This is a genomic window from Paucibacter sp. XJ19-41 (assembly GCF_028462495.1).
Classification (GTDB): domain Bacteria; phylum Pseudomonadota; class Gammaproteobacteria; order Burkholderiales; family Burkholderiaceae_C; genus Roseateles_E.
In genome coordinates, this window is the sequence record NZ_JAQOWX010000124.1 from 1 (window position 1) to 16212 (window position 16212).

Annotated in this window: 14 protein-coding genes and 1 pseudogene; 6 read left to right on the forward strand and 9 right to left on the reverse strand. The window is 67.4% G+C overall.

Going from position 1 to position 16212, the window contains the following annotated elements; all coding sequences use genetic code 11:
• Positions 1-178 precede the first annotated feature (178 nt).
• On the reverse strand, positions 179-1222 hold the full coding sequence (gene pyrC, locus PO768_RS23715; RefSeq protein WP_272647998.1) for a dihydroorotase: 1044 nt from the start codon (positions 1220-1222) through the stop codon (positions 179-181).
• A 118-nt stretch (positions 1223-1340) separates the two neighbouring features.
• Here pyrC and PO768_RS23720 point away from each other — a divergent pair, with 118 nt between their 5' ends.
• Entirely contained in the window at positions 1341-2207 is an 867-nt protein-coding gene (locus PO768_RS23720; protein WP_137941192.1) for a DUF4394 domain-containing protein, read from the forward strand.
• 63 nt (positions 2208-2270) lie between these two features.
• Here PO768_RS23720 and PO768_RS23725 read toward each other — a convergent pair whose 3' ends face one another.
• From PO768_RS23725 to PO768_RS23745, 5 genes are all read right to left on the reverse strand, one after another.
• Positions 2271-3005, reverse strand: a complete 735-nt coding sequence (locus tag PO768_RS23725) for an amino acid ABC transporter ATP-binding protein (RefSeq protein WP_137941193.1) — start codon at positions 3003-3005, stop codon at positions 2271-2273.
• Between the two features lie 12 nt (positions 3006-3017).
• Positions 3018-3707, reverse strand: coding sequence for an amino acid ABC transporter permease (locus PO768_RS23730; RefSeq protein WP_272647999.1), 690 nt, complete (start codon positions 3705-3707; stop codon positions 3018-3020).
• 82 nt (positions 3708-3789) lie between these two features.
• Positions 3790-4482 (reverse strand): amino acid ABC transporter permease, encoded by a 693-nt coding sequence (locus PO768_RS23735; RefSeq protein ID WP_272648005.1) that lies wholly within the window; start codon positions 4480-4482, stop codon positions 3790-3792.
• Between the two features lie 127 nt (positions 4483-4609).
• Complete coding sequence (locus PO768_RS23740) at positions 4610-5503, reverse strand: amino acid ABC transporter substrate-binding protein (protein ID WP_137941195.1); 894 nt, start codon at positions 5501-5503, stop codon at positions 4610-4612.
• 249 nt (positions 5504-5752) lie between these two features.
• Positions 5753-6670: a LysR substrate-binding domain-containing protein gene (locus PO768_RS23745; RefSeq protein WP_137941196.1), complete on the reverse strand. Its 918-nt coding sequence runs from the start codon at positions 6668-6670 to the stop codon at positions 5753-5755.
• Between the two features lie 159 nt (positions 6671-6829).
• Between PO768_RS23745 and PO768_RS23750 the strand changes: the two genes are divergently transcribed.
• The gene (locus tag PO768_RS23750) at positions 6830-7477 is read left to right on the forward strand and encodes a PEP-CTERM sorting domain-containing protein (RefSeq protein WP_137941197.1); all 648 of its coding nucleotides are present in this window, start codon (positions 6830-6832) and stop codon (positions 7475-7477) included.
• 50 nt (positions 7478-7527) lie between these two features.
• On the opposite strand, the gene PO768_RS23755 is transcribed toward PO768_RS23750, so the two are convergent.
• On the reverse strand, positions 7528-9471 hold the full coding sequence (locus PO768_RS23755; RefSeq protein WP_272648000.1) for an ABCB family ABC transporter ATP-binding protein/permease: 1944 nt from the start codon (positions 9469-9471) through the stop codon (positions 7528-7530).
• A gap of 120 nt (positions 9472-9591) precedes the next feature.
• Here PO768_RS23755 and PO768_RS23760 point away from each other — a divergent pair, with 120 nt between their 5' ends.
• Both PO768_RS23760 and PO768_RS23765 read left to right on the forward strand, forming a co-directional pair.
• Complete coding sequence (locus PO768_RS23760; RefSeq protein WP_272648006.1) at positions 9592-9966, forward strand: acyl-CoA thioesterase; 375 nt, start codon at positions 9592-9594, stop codon at positions 9964-9966.
• Positions 9963-11117 carry an NAD(P)/FAD-dependent oxidoreductase gene (locus PO768_RS23765; protein WP_272648001.1) on the forward strand — a complete coding sequence of 385 codons (1155 nt, stop codon included), beginning with the start codon at positions 9963-9965 and terminating at the stop codon, positions 11115-11117. Before PO768_RS23760 ends, PO768_RS23765 begins: the two co-directional genes overlap by 4 nt.
• Before the next feature lie 7 nt (positions 11118-11124).
• Here the strand turns inward: PO768_RS23765 and PO768_RS23770 are convergent, their stop codons facing one another.
• Positions 11125-13356 carry a xanthine dehydrogenase family protein molybdopterin-binding subunit gene (locus tag PO768_RS23770; RefSeq protein WP_272648002.1) on the reverse strand — a complete coding sequence of 744 codons (2232 nt, stop codon included), beginning with the start codon at positions 13354-13356 and terminating at the stop codon, positions 11125-11127.
• A 12-nt stretch (positions 13357-13368) separates the two neighbouring features.
• Positions 13369-13842, reverse strand: coding sequence for a (2Fe-2S)-binding protein (locus PO768_RS23775; protein ID WP_272648003.1), 474 nt, complete (start codon positions 13840-13842; stop codon positions 13369-13371).
• A 180-nt stretch (positions 13843-14022) separates the two neighbouring features.
• Between PO768_RS23775 and PO768_RS23780 the strand changes: the two genes are divergently transcribed.
• Both PO768_RS23780 and PO768_RS23785 read left to right on the forward strand, forming a co-directional pair.
• Positions 14023-14910 carry an AraC family transcriptional regulator gene (locus PO768_RS23780; protein WP_272648004.1) on the forward strand — a complete coding sequence of 296 codons (888 nt, stop codon included), beginning with the start codon at positions 14023-14025 and terminating at the stop codon, positions 14908-14910.
• 80 nt (positions 14911-14990) lie between these two features.
• Positions 14991-16212: pseudogene (locus PO768_RS23785) on the forward strand (mechanosensitive ion channel family protein); the annotation flags it as partial.

Sequence of the window (16212 nt, forward strand, 5' to 3'; positions counted from 1 at the left end):
GGCCGGCGCGCTGGCGGCCGCTGCCGGAGCTGCGGGCACCGGCTGCGGCTGGGCCAGCAGCGGCTGGGCCAGAGTCTGCAGCAGCAGTCCGGCCACGATCAAGAGTTTGCGCAAGTCTGTTCCCTCCTCGTTGCGTCGCCGGCCATGCTAGCCGGTTTGCAGCCAGGAGGCCGCGCGGTCAGAGCAGTTTCCAGCCCAGCGACTCGCCGCCGCGCAGCGGCTTGAGCCGCGCCTCGCCGAAGGGCACGCTGTCGGGCAGGGTCCAGTCCTGCTTGAGCAGCGTGACGCGCTCGGTATTGCGCGGCAGGCCGTAGAAGTCGGCGCCGTTGAAGCTGGCGAAGGCCTCCAGCTTGTCGAGCGCGCCCATGGCCTCGAAGGCCTCGGCATAAAGTTCCAGCGCGCTCATCGCGGTGAAGCAGCCGGCGCCGCAGACCGAGTTCTCCTTCATCACCGAGGCGTGCGGCGCGCTGTCGGTGCCGAGGAAGAACTTCGTGCTGCCCGAGGTCGCGGCCCGTATCAGGGCCAGGCGGTGCTCCTCGCGCTTGAGCACCGGCAGGCAGTAGTAGTGCGGGCGCAGGCCGCCGGTGAAGATGGCATTGCGGTTGTAGAGCAGGTGCTGGGGCGTCAGGGTCGCGGCCGTGTAGGCATCGGCGCCGTGCACGTACTGTGCGGCCTCCTTGGTCGTGATGTGCTCGAACACCACCTTCAGCTCGGGCATGTCGGCCCGCAGCGGCGTCATCACGCGGTCGATGAAGACGGCCTCGCGGTCGAACACATCGATGTCCGGGTCGGTCACCTCGCCGTGCACCAGCAGCAGGAGGCCCTCGCGCTGCATCGCCTCCAGCGTTTGGTAGGTCTTCTTGATGTCGGTGACACCGGCATCGCTATTGGTCGTGGCGCCGGCCGGGTAGAGCTTGAGCGCGACCACGCCGGCGTCCTTGGCGCGCTTGATCTCGTCGACCGGGGTCAGGTCGGTCAGGTACAGCGTCATCAGCGGCTCGAACTTCAGGCCCTCGGGCACGGCCGCGAGGATGCGCTCTCGGTAGGCCTGGGCCTGGGCGGCCGTCGTGATCGGCGGGCGCAGATTGGGCATCACGATGGCGCGGGCGAACTGGCGCGCGGTGTGCGGCACGACGCTCTGCATCGCGGCCTCATCGCGCAGGTGCACATGCCAGTCGTCGGGGCGAATCAGGCTCAGCTGGGTGGGGGTGGCGGTACTCATGGGCCGGCATTGTCGCACCCGTGGCCCGGTGGAATTCCCGCATGAAGCCCCCGCTATTCCCTGGACAGCGGCGCCGGCGCTCACCAACAATCGATGACCCTCACAGCACGGAGAAGCCATGTCCCGTCACGCCCTGTCCCTGATCGCCGCCGCCCTGCTGGCCGCCTGCGCCAGCACCGAAACCATCGGGCCGCCGGCCAAGGAGATGATTTATGCGGTGACCGCGAGCAACAAGCTGATCCAGTTCAACGCCGGCCAGCCGCAGAAGATCCTCAGCAGCAAGGCACTGAGCGGCCTGGCCGCCGAGGAGCGGCTGCTGGGCATCGACTACCGGGTCGCCAAGGGCCAGCTGTTCGCGCTGGGCGACAGCGGCCAGCTCTACCGCATCAACACCGCCGACGGCAGCGCCAGCCGCATCGGCACGCCGGTGGCCCTGCCGCGCGAGGGGGCCACCGAATGGGGCTTCGACTTCAACCCGACGGTGGACCGCATCCGCGTCGTCAACGACGCCGGCTTCAATCTGCGCCTGCACCCCGACACCGGCGCGGTGGTCGACGGCAATGCGGACCAGCCGGGCCTGCAGTTCGACGGCCGGCTGGCCTATGACGCCGCCGACGCGAACGCCGGCAAGGCGGCCGCCCTGGTCGCGGCCGGCTACACCTACAACAAGGACAACGAGAAGATCACGACCAACTACGCGCTGGACGGCAAGCTGGGCACGCTGGTGCACCAGGGCACGAAGGAAGGCGTGACGCCGATGGTGTCACCCAATAGTGGGCGGCTCTACACGGTCGGCTCGCTGGGCCTGGGCACCTTCGAGCGGGCGACGCTGGACATCTCGGATGTGTCGAACGCCGCCTACTCGGCCGTCACGCGTGGCAAGCTGTCGAGCTGGTACCGGGTCGATCTGGCCAGCGGCCGCGCGACGCTGATCGGTACGGTGGCCGGCGGCGAGGCGGTGGTCGGGGCTGCGATCGAGCCGTAAACACCTAGTCAGTTGGGGACAGAGCTACTCGCTTCGCTCGGGCGGCCTGTCCCGCAATGCCTATCAATGCTGCAGGATCTTCGCCAGGAAGTCCTTGGCGCGCGGTGAGCGCTCCTCGGGCTTGCCGAAGAAATCGTCCTTGCTGCAGTCCTCGACGATCTTGCCGGCGTCCATGAAGATCACGCGATCGCTGACCTTCTTGGCAAAACCCATCTCATGGGTCACGCACATCATCGTCATGCCCTCGTTGGCCAGCTGCACCATCACGTCCAGCACCTCGCCGACCATCTCGGGGTCCAGCGCCGAGGTCGGCTCGTCGAACAGCATCACGATAGGGTCCATGGACAGCGCGCGCGCAATCGCGACCCGCTGCTGCTGACCGCCAGACAGCTGGCCGGGGTGCTTGTCCTTCTGGGCGATCAGGCCCACGCGGTCCAGCATCTTCAGGCCGCGGGCCTTGGCGTCATCGAGGCTGCGGCCCAGCACCTTGATCTGCGCAATGGTGAGGTTCTCGGTGATCGAGAGGTGCGGGAACAGCTCGAAATTCTGAAACACCATGCCGACCCGGGCACGCAGCTTGGGCAGGTCGGTCTTGGGGTCGGAGATCGAGATGCCGTCGACGACGATGTCGCCCTTCTGGATAGGCTCCAGCGCGTTGACGGTCTTGATCAGCGTGGACTTGCCCGAGCCCGAGGGGCCGCAGACCACGACCACATCGCCCTTCTTGATCGTCGTGCTGCAGTCGGTCAGCACCTGGAAGGGGCCGTACCACTTGGAGATGTTCTTGATATCAATCATGGCCAAAGCTTTCTAGCGAATGATGGCGATCTTCTTCTGCAGGCGACGCACCAGCATCGACAGGCTGAAACAGATCACGAAGTAGACGACGGCAGCCACCAGATAGGTCTCGACCGGCCGGTTGAAGTTCTTGCCGGCGATCTCGAAGCCCTTCAGCAGATCGTAGGCGCCGATTGCATAGACCAGCGAGGTGTCCTGGAACAGGATGATGGTCTGTGTCATCAGCACCGGCAGCATATTGCGGAAGGCCTGGGGCAGCACCACCAGCTGCATGGTCTGGCGATAGCTCATGCCCATCGCATAGCCGGCATACACCTGACCCTTGGGGACGCTCTGGATGCCGGCGCGCATGATCTCCGAGAAGTAGGCGGCCTCGAACACCGTGAAGGTGATGATGGCCGACAGCTCGGCGCGGTTGCTGGAACCCCACTCGCCGCCGACCGCAGCATAGAAGGCCGCAGGAATCAGCAGGAAGAACCACAGGATCACCATCACCAGCGGGATCGAGCGCAGCGTGTTGACATAGAAGGCGGCCGGCAGCACCAGCCACTTCTTGCCCGACAAGCGCATCAGCGCCAGCAAGGTGCCCAGCACGATGCCGCCAAAGGTGGCGATCAGCGTCAGCTCGACGCTGAAGATCAGGCCCTTGAGGATGAAGCTGGAGACGACGCTCCAGTCGAGGAAGGAAAAGTCGAGAGTCATTGAGCCTCCCGCAGGGCCGCCCCAAGGGAGGCGAGCGCCCCCTCGGGGGGCAGGAACGAAGTGACGTGGGGGCTAACAGTTCTCATCGGCCACCTCCGAGGATGCCGGGCACCTGGACGCGCTGCTCGATGAAGAGCGCGATGCGGTTGATGGCGAAGGCCGAGACGAAGTACAGGCCGGTCACGGCCAGATAGACCTCAATGCCGCGCGAGGTTTCTTCCTGGGCCTGCATCGCGAACATCGTCAGCTCGGCAATCGACACCGCAAAAGCCACCGAGGAGTTCTTGACGATATTCATGCTCTCGCTGGTGAGCGGCGGGATGACGATGCGAAACGCCATCGGCAGCAGCACATAGCGGTAGGTCTGCGGCAGCGTGAAGCCCATCGCCAGGCCGGCATAGCGCTGGCCGGTGGGCAGGCTCTGGATGCCGGCCTTGACCTGTTCGGCGATCCGCGCCGAGGTGAAGAAGCCCAGGGCGAACACTACCAGCACAAAGCTGGGCACCTCACGCAGCGGTGTGAATAGCGAAGGCAGCACGTGGTACCAGAGAAAGACCTGGACCAGCAGCGGGATGTTGCGGAACAGCTCGGTCCAGGTATTGCCCAGGGCAACCAGCGCCTTGCTCGGCGTGGTGCGCAGAATGCCCATCAGCGAGCCGACCACCAGGGCTACGACCAGGGCCAACACGGCCACGCTGAGCGTCCATCCCCAGGCCGACAAGAGCCAGTCCAGGTAGGTGATGCTGCCGCCGCTGCCGAAGCAGCGCGGCACCATTTCCCCATCAATGGTGTCCTTGCAGAACACCTGCCAATCCCATGTAGCCACCGCTACCTCCGTCAAAAAATCGAGGCCGCCCGAACTGCGCCGAGCGGCCCCGTGTTGATGCCCTCAGGCCTTGCGTTTACTTCTTCGCGTAGTCTTCCATCGGCTTGTCATTGGGGTTGGCCCAGGCCGCCTTGGTGTTGTCATTGACCGGCATGCCGACCTTGGTGTTGGACGGCGGGATCGGCTGCTCGAACCACTTGGTCCACAGCTTGGCCAGCTCGCCGGACTTCATCATCGCCTTGATGCTGTCGTCCACCGCCTTCTTGAAGGCCGGGTCATCCTTGCGGATCATGATCGCGATCGGCTCGACCGACAGCACATCGCCGACCAGCTTGAAGTCGGCCGGGTTCTTGGCCTTGGCAATATTGCCGGCCAGGATGGCACCGTCCATCACGAAGGCGTCGGCACGGCCCGACTCCAGCAGCAGGAAGCTGTCGGCGTGGTCCTTGCCGAACACTTCCTTGAAGTCCACACCGGTGGCGCGCTCGTTCTTGCGCAGGGTCTGGACCGAGGTGGTGCCGGTGGTGGTGGCGACGTTCTTGCCATTGAGCTGGGCGATCGAATTGATGCCCGAATTGGCCTTGACGGCGATGCGCACTTCCTCGACGAAGGTGGTGACGGCGAAGGCCACATCCTTCTGGCGCGCCGCGTTATTGGTGGTCGAGCCGCACTCGATGTCGACGGTGCCGTTCTGCACCAGCGGGATGCGGTTTTGCGAGGTCACCGGCTGGTACTTGACGTCCAGCTTGGCCAGGCCCAGGGACTTCTGCACATCGGCCAGCACCTTGTGGCAGATCTCGACGTGATAGCCGACAAACTTGCCATCGCCCAGCGTGTAGGACAGCGCGCCGGAGGACTCGCGCACGCCCATCGTGACGGCGCCACTGTCCTTGATCTTCTTCAGCGTATCGGCCTGGGCCGACAGGGAAAAACCGGCAACGACGGCCAACACAAGCAATGTCTTTTTCATGGAAGCTCCTCTTTCAGAATCATTACGAGAACGCCAAGCAGATCACGGACCGGCCGAGCGCCGGGTACGGAGTTTCACGCATATCCGCCCTCCTGCCGCATTTGCAGCAAGATTTGAGCCACTATTTGCCGAGCACGCTGATGAAGGGCCGGACTCTAACGGTGCGTTCGCTGATCGCCCAATGCCGAATGCACGCACGGTTATGCAGCACACACATGAGGCTTCAGGGTTTTTCCTAGTTCCTTGCCCTCAGCTCCGCTGCGTCAGGTAATCCCACAGCGCCAGCGCCACCGGCTTGCTGCGCCGCGCCGCCTCGGGCCGTTCGCGGTAGATGCGCAGCTCCATGCTCAGCTCATACGAGCCCGGCGCGGTGGCCTGCACCAGACGTTTGGCTTTGAGTTCCTTCTTGACCGAGCTGGCCGGCAGGAAAGCCATGCCGTGGCCTTCCAGCGCCATCGCCTTCAGGCCCTCGGCCATATCGGTCTCGTAAATCGAATCGAGGTTCAGCGCCGTCGGCGAGTCCTTGACGACCAGCTCGACCAGCCGACCCAGATAGGCCCCGGAGGCATAGCTGAGGAACGGGATCTTCTGACCCGGATGCCCGGGCAAAGCGAACAGCGGCCGCCCCTGGGCATCGGCCTTGGCATAGGCGGCCAGGGTCTCGTGCCCCAGCGAGGCCATCTCGTAGCGCTCGGGGTCGAGCTGCAGCGGCTGGCTGGGGTGGTGATAGACGATCAGCAGATCGCAGTTGCCCTCGCTGAGCTGCATCATCGCGTCGTGCACATTCAGCGCATTGAGCCGGCTCTTGACCGCGCCAAAGCGCTGGCGCAAGTCCATCAGCCAATGCGGAAAGAAGCTGAAGGCCAGCGAATGCGGCACCGCGAACTCGATCATGTCCTGCCCCACCGCCTGGTGGCTGCGCAGCATATTGCGGGTGGCCTGCAGGCTGCCCAGCATCTCGACGGCCTGGCCCAGCAAGGTCTCGCCGGCGGCGGTCAGCCGGGTCGGGTAGGAGCTGCGGTCCACCAGGTCGACCCCGGCCCAGGCCTCCAGCGCCTGGATGCGGCGCGAGAACGCCGGTTGAGTCACATGCCTGTGCTGAGCCGAGCGCGAAAAGCTGCGGGTCTCGGCCAGACTGACGAAATCTTCAAGCCATTTGGTTTCCACACTGCCCAGTGTAGCCCTGCGTCGCAGGCCCCCTGTTTGAGGTTCTCACCCCCCTAGGTAAAGGGGGGCGTGACGACACAATGTAACAAGGCTTGAGTACATTCGGGCGCGTAGTCCTCGAAGCTTGGCGTCCCCAACACCATCGAAGCGGAGCACCCCATGAGGCTCATCAAAGCACTGGCGGCAATTTCCCTGGTCGCGAGCGCGGCAGGCGCGGCCGCCGGCCCCATCAAGCTCACGTTCGATGGCCTGGGCCAGGCCGACAACACCTTGATGCGCGACCAGTACTCGGGCCAGGGCGTCAACTTCTTCTTCAACGCGGTGCTGGCCGGCGACAAGGGCTCCTACAGCAATATCGGCAATCGCCCCTCCGGCGACACCGTGCTGGGCCTGGTCGACCTCGATCCGGACCTGCCGGCCGCTGCCGCGTTCTGGGTCAATATCAAGGACGGCTTCGAGGACCTGCTGAGCCTGAGCTACCTCACCAACCAGAGCTCGGGTTCGCTGCGCATCTTCGACGGGCTCGATGGCCAGGGCAAGCTGCTGCGCGAGTTCAATCTGAGCAATGTCGCGCAGGAGAACTGCGGTGCCTTCTCGCTGTGCACCTGGCGCGATATCCGCACCGATTTCGAGGGCAAGGCCTACTCGGTGGTGTTCCAGGGCGGCAACCGGACCATGTTCTTCGATGACATGGTGTTCGGTGCCGCACAGCCGCCCGTCGATGTGCCCGAGCCGGCCAGCCTGGCCCTGGTCGCGGCCGGCTTCGGCGCGGCCCTGCTGGGCACGCGGCGCCGCCAGCGCGCCTGAGCGCAGCCCCGCAATCATCCGCAAGCCGCCACCCGGCGGCTTGTCTGCATTCAGGCCGGCGGCTCGGCAGCGCCGGACTGCTGCAGCCGCCACATCTGCGCATAGCGCCCGCCGCGCGCCAACAGGTCCTCGTGATGGCCGCGCTCGATGATGACGCCCTGCTCCATCACCAGGATCTCGTGCGCATCGACCACGGTGGAGAGCCGGTGCGCGATCACCAGCACCGTCTTGTTCTGGCCCACCGCCTCCAGCTCGGCCTGGATCGCGCGCTCATTGCGCGAGTCCAGCGCCGAGGTCGCCTCATCGAAGATCAGGATCGGCGGATTCTTCAGCAGGGTGCGGGCGATCGCGACGCGCTGCTTCTCGCCGCCGCTGAGCTTGAGCCCGCGCTCACCCACCATGGTTTCGTAGCCCTTGGGCGTGGCCGCGATGAAGTCGTGGATATGGGCGGCGCGGGCCGCCCCCTCGCCCTCCTCGCGCGAGGCACCGGGCGGGCCATAGGCGATGTTGTAGGCCCCCGTGTCGTTGAACAGCACCGTGTCCTGCGGCACGATGCCGATCGCGCGGCGCAGCGAGCCCTGGCTCACACCGCGCACATCCTGGCCGTCGATCAGGATGCGGCCGGCGTCGAGGTCGTAGAAGCGATAGAGCAGACGCGCCAGCGTGCTCTTGCCCGAGCCGCTGGGGCCGACCACGGCCACCTTCTTGCCGGCCGGGATCTCGAAACTGAGGTTCTTCAGGATGGGCCGCGCGGCCTCGTAGGCGAAGCTGACGTTCTCGAAACGCACCGCCGCACCCGCGATGCGCAGCTCCGGCGCGCCAGGCGCGTCGGCCACCTCGCGGTCGCGCTCCAGCAGCGTGAACATCTTGTCCAGATCGGTCAGNACGTTCTCGAAACGCACCGCCGCACCCGCGATGCGCAGCTCCGGCGCGCCAGGCGCGTCGGCCACCTCGCGGTCGCGCTCCAGCAGCGTGAACATCTTGTCCAGATCGGTCAGGCTCTGCTTGATCTCGCGGTAGATCACGCCGAGAAAATTCAAGGGGATGTAGAGCTGGATCATGAAGGCATTGACCATCACCAGGTCCCCGAGAGTCATCGTGCCCGACACCACGCCCTGGGTGGCCCGCCACAGCATCGCGACCAGCGCGGTCGCGATGATCAGCTGCTGGCCGGTGTTCAGCAGCGACAGCGTCGACTGCGACTTCAGCTGCGCACGGCGCAGCTTCTCCAGGCTTTCGTCATAGCGGCGCGACTCGAAGTCCTCATTGTTGAAGTACTTGACCGTCTCGTAGTTCAGCAGCGAGTCGATGGCCTTGCTGTGCGCCACCGAGTCGAGCTCGTTGAGCTGCTTGCGGAACTTGGTGCGCCACTCGGTCACCAGCACGGTGAAGCTGACATAGAGCAGCAGGGCTGCAATCGTGATGCCGGCAAACCAGATGTCGTATTTGACGGCCAGCAGGCCCAGCACCAGGGTCACCTCTATCAGGGTCGGCACGATGCTGTAGAGCGAGTAAGAGATCAGCGAGTGCACGGCCCGCGTGCCACGCTCGATATCGCGCGTCATGCCGCCGGTCTGGCGCTCCAGATGGAAGCGCAGGCTCAGATCATGCAGATGACGGAACACCTGCAGCGAAATGCTGCGCGCCGTGCCCTCGGTGGCCTTGGCAAAGATCAGCTCGCGCAACTCGGTGAACAGCGAGGTCATCAGGCGTAGCGCGCCATAGGCCAGCAGCAGGCCCAGCGGCAGCACCAGCAGTGCCTGCGGATCGCCGGGCTTCAGCGACAGGCTGTCGACCAGTTGCTTGAGCAGCAGCGGCACGCCGACATTGCTGAGCTTGGCGCCCAGCATGAAGCCCAGCGCCAGACCGACCCGCCAGCGGTAGCGCCACAGATAGGGCAGCAGCTTGGCAATCGTCGCCCAGTCGGAGCGGGGCGGGGCCGGCGCGGTGGCGGGCTCGGGGCTGACGGCCGGGGTCGAGAGGCTTGTGCGCATGTTTTTTGCTGGACATCGGACGGTCGCCGACAATGAGTCCAATTTTCCCAGGTATGCATCATGAGCCACGCTTCAAGCCCTTCCCCTGAAAACAACGCCGCCCCCAGCAGCCAGCCCGGCATGCCGCGCGAGCTGGTGCTGCGCGTGATGCCGATGCCGGCCGATGCCAATGCCAACGGCGATATCTTCGGCGGCTGGATCATGGCCCAGGTCGACCTGGCCGGCTCGGTCTTGCCCAGCCGGGTCTCGCGCGGCCGGGTCGCGACGGTGGCCGTCAACGAGTTCATCTTCAAGCAGCCGGTCTCGGTCGGCGACCTGCTGAGCTTTTATGCCCAGGTCAAGCGCATCGGCCGCACCTCGATCACGGTCCATGTCGAGGTGGTGGCCGAGCGCAACCCGGCCAATCCGCAGGTGGTCAAGGTCACCGAGGCGAACCTGACCTATGTGGCGATCGACCGCGACGGCAAGCCCCGGGTGTTTGCGGAACAGCTTTGAGAACCCAGGTCCTGATCCTCGGCGGCGGCGCCATCGGCAGCGCCATCGCCGCCCATCTGGGTGCCGAGCCGGGCTTCGAGATCCACGTGCTGGAGCGCGACCCGAGCTATGCGCGGGCCTCCTCGGCGCTGTCCGCTGCGTCGATACGCCAGCAGTTCTCGACCCCGCTGAATATCGCGCTGTCGCAATATGGCCTGCAGGTCCTGCGCGCGGCCGGCGCCGAGGCCGGCCTGGTCGAGCGCGGCTATCTCTATCTGGCCAGCCCGGCCGGTGCCAATGCCTTGCGCGAGCTGCATGCGCTGCAGACCGCCCATGGCGCCGACATCGCCCTGCTGGCCCCGGCGCAGCTGGGCAAGCGCTGGCCCTGGCTGGCCACGCAAGACCTGGCCCTGGGCTCCTGGGGCCGCAGTGGCGAGGGCTGGTTCGACGGCTGGGGCCTGCTGCAGACCTTGAAGCGCCAGGCGCAGGCCCTGGGCGCGCAGTATCTGAAGGGCGAGGCACTGGCGCTGCGGCGCGATGCCAGCGGCGCCCTGGCCGGCGTCGAGACCGACACCGGCCTGCTGCTACAGGCCGATCTCTATGTGCTGGCCTGCGGCGCCTGGTCCGGCGCGCTGGCCGCCACTGCGGGCCTGGCCGTCCCGGTCAGCGGCAAGCGCCGCAGCGTCTATGCCTTTCGCACGCCCGAGCCGGCCGCCGACTGCCCGCTGGTGATCGATCCCTCGGGGCTGTGGTTCCGGCCTGAATCCTCAAAACCCGGTGAAGGCCTGTTCATCTGCGGCGGCCCGCCGCTGGGCGAGGACGCCGACGGCCTGCCGCTGGACCCCGAGCCCGGGCTGTTCGAAGAGCGGCTCTGGCCGGCGCTGGCCGCGCGCGTGCCCGGCTTCGAGAGCCTGCGCCCGCAGCGCGCCTGGGCCGGCTACTACGAGATGAATGCCTTCGACCACAACGGCCTGGTCGGCCCGCTCGACGCCTGCCCGAACCTGCTCTTGGCCTGCGGCTTCTCGGGCCACGGCCTGCAGCACGCGCCGGGCGTCGGCCGCGGCCTGGCCGAGTGGATCGCGCACGGCGAGTACCGCAGCCTGGACCTGAGCCCGCTGACGCCCAATCGCATCGCGGCGGGCCGCCCCTATCTGGAACTCAATGTGATTTGAGTGGCGATCAGGTCAGCTTGAAGGGCAGCTCGCGCAGCGGCTTGCCCGTCAGGCGCGTGATCGCGTTGGCAAAAGCCGGGGCCAGCGGCGGCAGGCCCGGCTCGCCCATGCCGGTGGGCGGCTCGGCGCTGGGCACGATGTGCACGGCGATCTGCGGCATGTCGGTGATGCGCGGCACCGCAAAGTCGCCGAAATTGCTTTGCTCGACGACGCCGTCTTTCAGCGTGATCGCCGCACCGGGCAGGCACATCGACAAGCCCATCAGCGCCGCGCCCTGCACCTGGGCCTCGATGCTGCGCGGGTTGACCGCCAGATTGCAGTGCACGCCGGCGGTGACGCGGTTCAGGACCGGCTGGCCGTCCTTCAGCGAGGCCTCCACCACATAGGCCACCACGGTGCTGAAGGACTCGTGCACCGCCACGCCCCAGGCACGTCCGCTGGGCAACTGCTTCTTGCCATAGCCGCTTTTCTCGACCGCCAGCTGCAGTGCGGCGCGGTGGCGCGGGTGCTTGTCGCCAATCAGGCGCAGGCGGTAGGCCACCGGATCCTGTTTCGTCGCGCGGGCGATCTCGTCGAGCAGGGTCTCCATCACATAGGCGGTGTGGGTCGAGCCCACGCTGCGCCACCACAGCACCGGCACGTTCACCTTCGGGTGGTGCACCGTCAGCCGCATCGGCAACGGATAGGGCTCGCGCAGGCCTTCGGTGGCCGTGCCGTCGATGCCGTTCTTGACCATGAACTGGCCGAACACCGTGCCCGTCGTGATGGACTGGCCGACCAGCACATGGTCCCAGGCCAGCACATTGCCACGCTCGTCGAAGCCGATGCGGGCGCGGTGCAGATGCATGGGCCGGTAGTAGCCGCCCTTGATGTCGTCCTCACGGCTCCACAGCGTGCGGATCGGCGCGTCCAGCCCGGCGGCGCGGGCGGCCTTGGCGATGTTGCAGGCTTCGACCACATAGTCGCTCGAGCCGACGAAGCGCCGGCCGAAGCCGCCGCCGGCCATCTGCACCTGCATCGTCACCTGCTCGGGCTTGAGGCCCAGCACGTCGGCGGCCGCGGCCGCGTCCAGGCCCGGGCACTGCGTGCCGACCCATAGCTCGGCGCGATCCTTGCCGAGACTGACCGTGCAGTTCAGCGGCTCCATCGGCGCATGGGCCAGGTAGGGGAAGACGAACTCGGCCTCCAGCTGGCGCGGGGCCGTGGCCAGCGGCGCCATGTCGGCGTCGAAAGCGCGCGCGCCGGGCTGCTTCGCCAGCTCGCGGTACTGGGCCAGCAGCTTTTCGCTGTCGACCTTCTCGACGGTGCTCGTGTCCCATTCCAGCTTCAGCGCCTCGCGCCCCTGCTTGGCCGACCAGTAGCCCTCGGCCACCACGGCCACACCCTCGCCGCCCTGGTCCACCGGGATGCGCAGCACCGCCTTGACGCCCTTGATCGCCCGCGCCGCGCTGTCGTCCAGCGAGCGCAGCCGGGCGCCGAACACCGGTGGGTGTGCGACCACGGCGGTCAGCTGGCCGGGCAGCCGGGTGTCGATGCCGAAGTCCTGCCGGCCGCTGCTCTTGGCGCGGGCGTCCAACCGCGTCGTCGCACGGCCGATCAGGCGGAAGTCCTTGGGGTTCTTCAGCGTGACCTGCTCGGGCACCGGCAGCGCCATCGCGGCCTCGGCCAGCGCGCCATAGCCCAGTTTGCGGCCGTCCGCGGCGATCACCTGGCCGGCCTGGGTGCGCAGCGTGGCCACCTCCACATTCCAGCGCGCGGCGGCGGCGCTCAGCAGCATGGCCCGCGCGCGGGCGCCGAGCTCGCGGTACTGCGTGTAGCTGTTCTTGATCGAGTTCGACCCGCCGGTCATGTGCAGGCCGAACAACGGGTCAAGGTAGGCCGGGTCGCTGGAACCGTTGCGGCTGCGCACCAGCCGCCAGTCGGCGTCCAGCTCCTCGGCCAGAATCATCGGCAGGCCGGTCTGCACGCCCTGACCGAACTCCAGCCGGTTGATGGTCACCGTGACCTCGCCGTTGGGCGCGATCTGCACAAAGGCCGAGGGTTGTTGCGTCGGCTTCAGCCCGGCCGCGGCGGGGGCTTGCGCGCTGGCCAGCAGCGGGTAGGCACCGAGCGCCAGGCCACCGGCGCCGGCGAGCTTCAGAAAGCTGCGGCGCGGCAGCGCGAGGGTAGATTCGTCGGCAGCGTCGCGTTCCAGCAGGTCTTGCAGCGCGCGCGGCATTTCGGGCGTGTGGGTCAGCATGGTGGCGCTCCTTCAGGCCAGGGTCTTGGCGGCATCGGCCACCGCGGCACGGATGCGGGCATAGGTGCCACAGCGGCAGATATTGCCGGCCATCGCGCCGTCGATCTCGGCGGCCGTGGGCTTCTTGCCCTTGGGCAGCGACTTCAGAAAAGCCGTCGCGCTCATGATCTGGCCGCTCTGGCAGTAGCCGCACTGGGCGACATCGTGCTTGACCCAGGCCGCATGCACTGCCGCGCCGACCTTGTCGCTGCCATCGGTGGTGGCCTCGATGGTGCGGATCTTCTTGCCCTCGGCCGCCGAGATCGGCGTGATGCAGGAGCGGATCGCCTGGCCGTCCAGATGCACGGTGCAGGCGCCACACAGCGCCGCGCCACAGCCGAACTTGGTGCCGGTCATGCCCAGCGTGTCGCGCAGGGCCCAGAGTATCGGGGTGCCGGGATCGGCGTCGACCACGTGATCGCGGCCATTGACATTGAGGGTGCTCATCGCTGGGGCTCCATCGGTAGGGAATGGCGGCCAGTGTCCGCGCCCGGCGTCGGCAGCGCTTGCCCGTTCCGACGCTTGTCTTGCCAATTTCGATGTTCCGTCGCCGGATCCGTCAGCTGCCGCTCGCGCCGGCGCTACAGTGGCTTAGCCTCGACCCCTCTGCTGCACAACACCCCGCCCATGACCATTGCCCGCCTGGCCCAGGAGATCGGCAAGATTGCCCGAACTGACGGCAGTCACCCAAGCGCTGTGGCCGCGCTGAGCGTCCACAGGCTCAGCGCCAGGAGCGATCCCCTGCCCTGCTTCTACGAGCTGGGCCTGGCCGTCATCGCACAGGGCGCGAAGCAGGTAACGCTCGGCGAACAGGTGATGAGCCTCGGTCCCGGCCAGTCCCTGCTGACGACCGTGGATCTGCCGGTGCTCGCCCAGATCACCCGGGCCGACCTGGCCGAGCCTTTTCTGGGCCTGATGCTCAAGCTCGACGCCCGCAACATCCTGCAACTGGCCGCGCAGCTACCGGCGCTGCCGCGCGAGCAGGCCAGCGGCGCCGTCTCGCTGAGCCCGCTGGACCAGCCGCTGCTCGACGCAATGGTCCGCCTGCTGCAGTTGCAAGACGAGCCTCAGCTGCGCGCCAGCCTGGCCCCGCTGATTGAGCAGGAGATCCTGGTGCGACTGCTGAGCAGCCCGCACGGCCCCTATCTGCGGCAGCTGGTGGCGGCGGGCTCGCCCAGCCACCAGATAGCGCAGGCCATGGCCTGGCTGAAACAGAACTTCGTCCACGATGTGCTGATGGACGAGCTCGCCGAGCGCGTGCACATGAGCCCCTCGACCTTCCGGCTGCACTTTCGCAACCTCGCCGGCATGAGCCCGCTGCAGTACCAGAAGCAGCTGCGCCTGCAGGAGGCGCGGCTGCTGATGCTGAACCAGGCGCTGGACGCCGGCAGCACGGCCGCGCGCGTGGGCTACGAGAGCGCCTCACAGTTCAGCCGCGACTACAGCCGCTTGTTCGGCGCCCCGCCCCAGCGCGACATCCAGCGCATGCGGCGCCTGCCGGCCGGCGGTGCCTAGCGGGGACCGCTGGGCGAGGCACCGGGTGAGGCGCCTCATTTATAGTCCCGCACACCACAGCCAGGGAGTCAGCCATCACGATGGGCCGCCGCATCGACCAGAGGGCCGCAGCGCGGCAGTGCTTGCTGTGGCGGCTGCTGTGCTGCTGGATGCTGGGCCTGGTTGCCACAGCGGCCTTCGCTGCCGAGCCACCGCCGGCCCCGGCCGTCATTCCGACGGCCGAGATCCTGGACCGCGCCGATCAGGACCAACGGCTCGTCGACCGCGTGCTCCGTCGCCTGGCGCGACCCGATGCGAGCGCGGCGCTGGCCCAGCAGCTGGAACAGCTGGCAAGGCCGGTGGAAGAGAAATGGCGCTCCTACCAGGCCGCCGATCTGCGCGGGCTTCCGGTGGTACGGCTGGAGAGCCTGGATCGCTACTGGGCCCTGGACGCGCGGCGCTTCCAGCATTGGCAGGCCGAGGCCCGGCGGTTGCAGGGACCGCTCGCCGACGATGCCGCGCGGCTGACGCGCCTGCGCCTGCAGTGGGAAGCCACCCGCTCGGCCAGCGGCGACATGCCGGCGGCGCTGGCGGACCGCGCCGCGAGCCTGCTGAACGAGCTGGTGGCCGCCGAGCAGGCCTTGTCGCCGGCGCTGGCGCGGCAGATCGCGCTCGGCCAGCAGGCGCGAGCCATAGACGCGCGCATCCAGGCAGGCCGCGATGAGGTGGCCGAGGCCATCGCCGCCATCGACCTGCGGCTGCTGCAGGCCGACGCGCCGCCGCTGTGGGCCTTGTCAGCGGCCCGCGAGGCCGTGCTGAGCGAGCTGAACGCGATCGGCCGAGGGCTGGACATAGAAGTGAGCTTCGCCACCGACTACCTCGCCGCCTCGGCGCTGAACCTGCAGCTCACCAGCGCCGCCCAGCTGCTCTTGCTGCCCATGCTGCTGTGGGCGGCGCGACAAAGCCGCCGCCAGAACGCCGGCCAGGTGCCGCCCGATGAGGACCCGGCCCATCTGCTGCGGCGGCCGATCTCGGCCTGGCTGCTGCTGGCGGTGCTGATCACGCTGCCGCTGCGGGCCGATGCCCCGCTAATGACGCGCGAATTGGCGATGCTGCTGGCCATGGTGCCGGCGCTGCGGCTGCTGCCGGCCCGCAGCCTCCGAACGCTGTCACCCTGGCCCCAGTTGGTGATCGCGCTGTATGCGCTGAACTGGCTGCGCCTGCTGGTGATGGACAGCAGCTTTCTGTACCGCTTGCTGCAGCTGGGCCTGGCGGCGATCGCGCTGGCGGCGCTGCTGTGGCTGCTGCGCGCGGAGCGCCGGC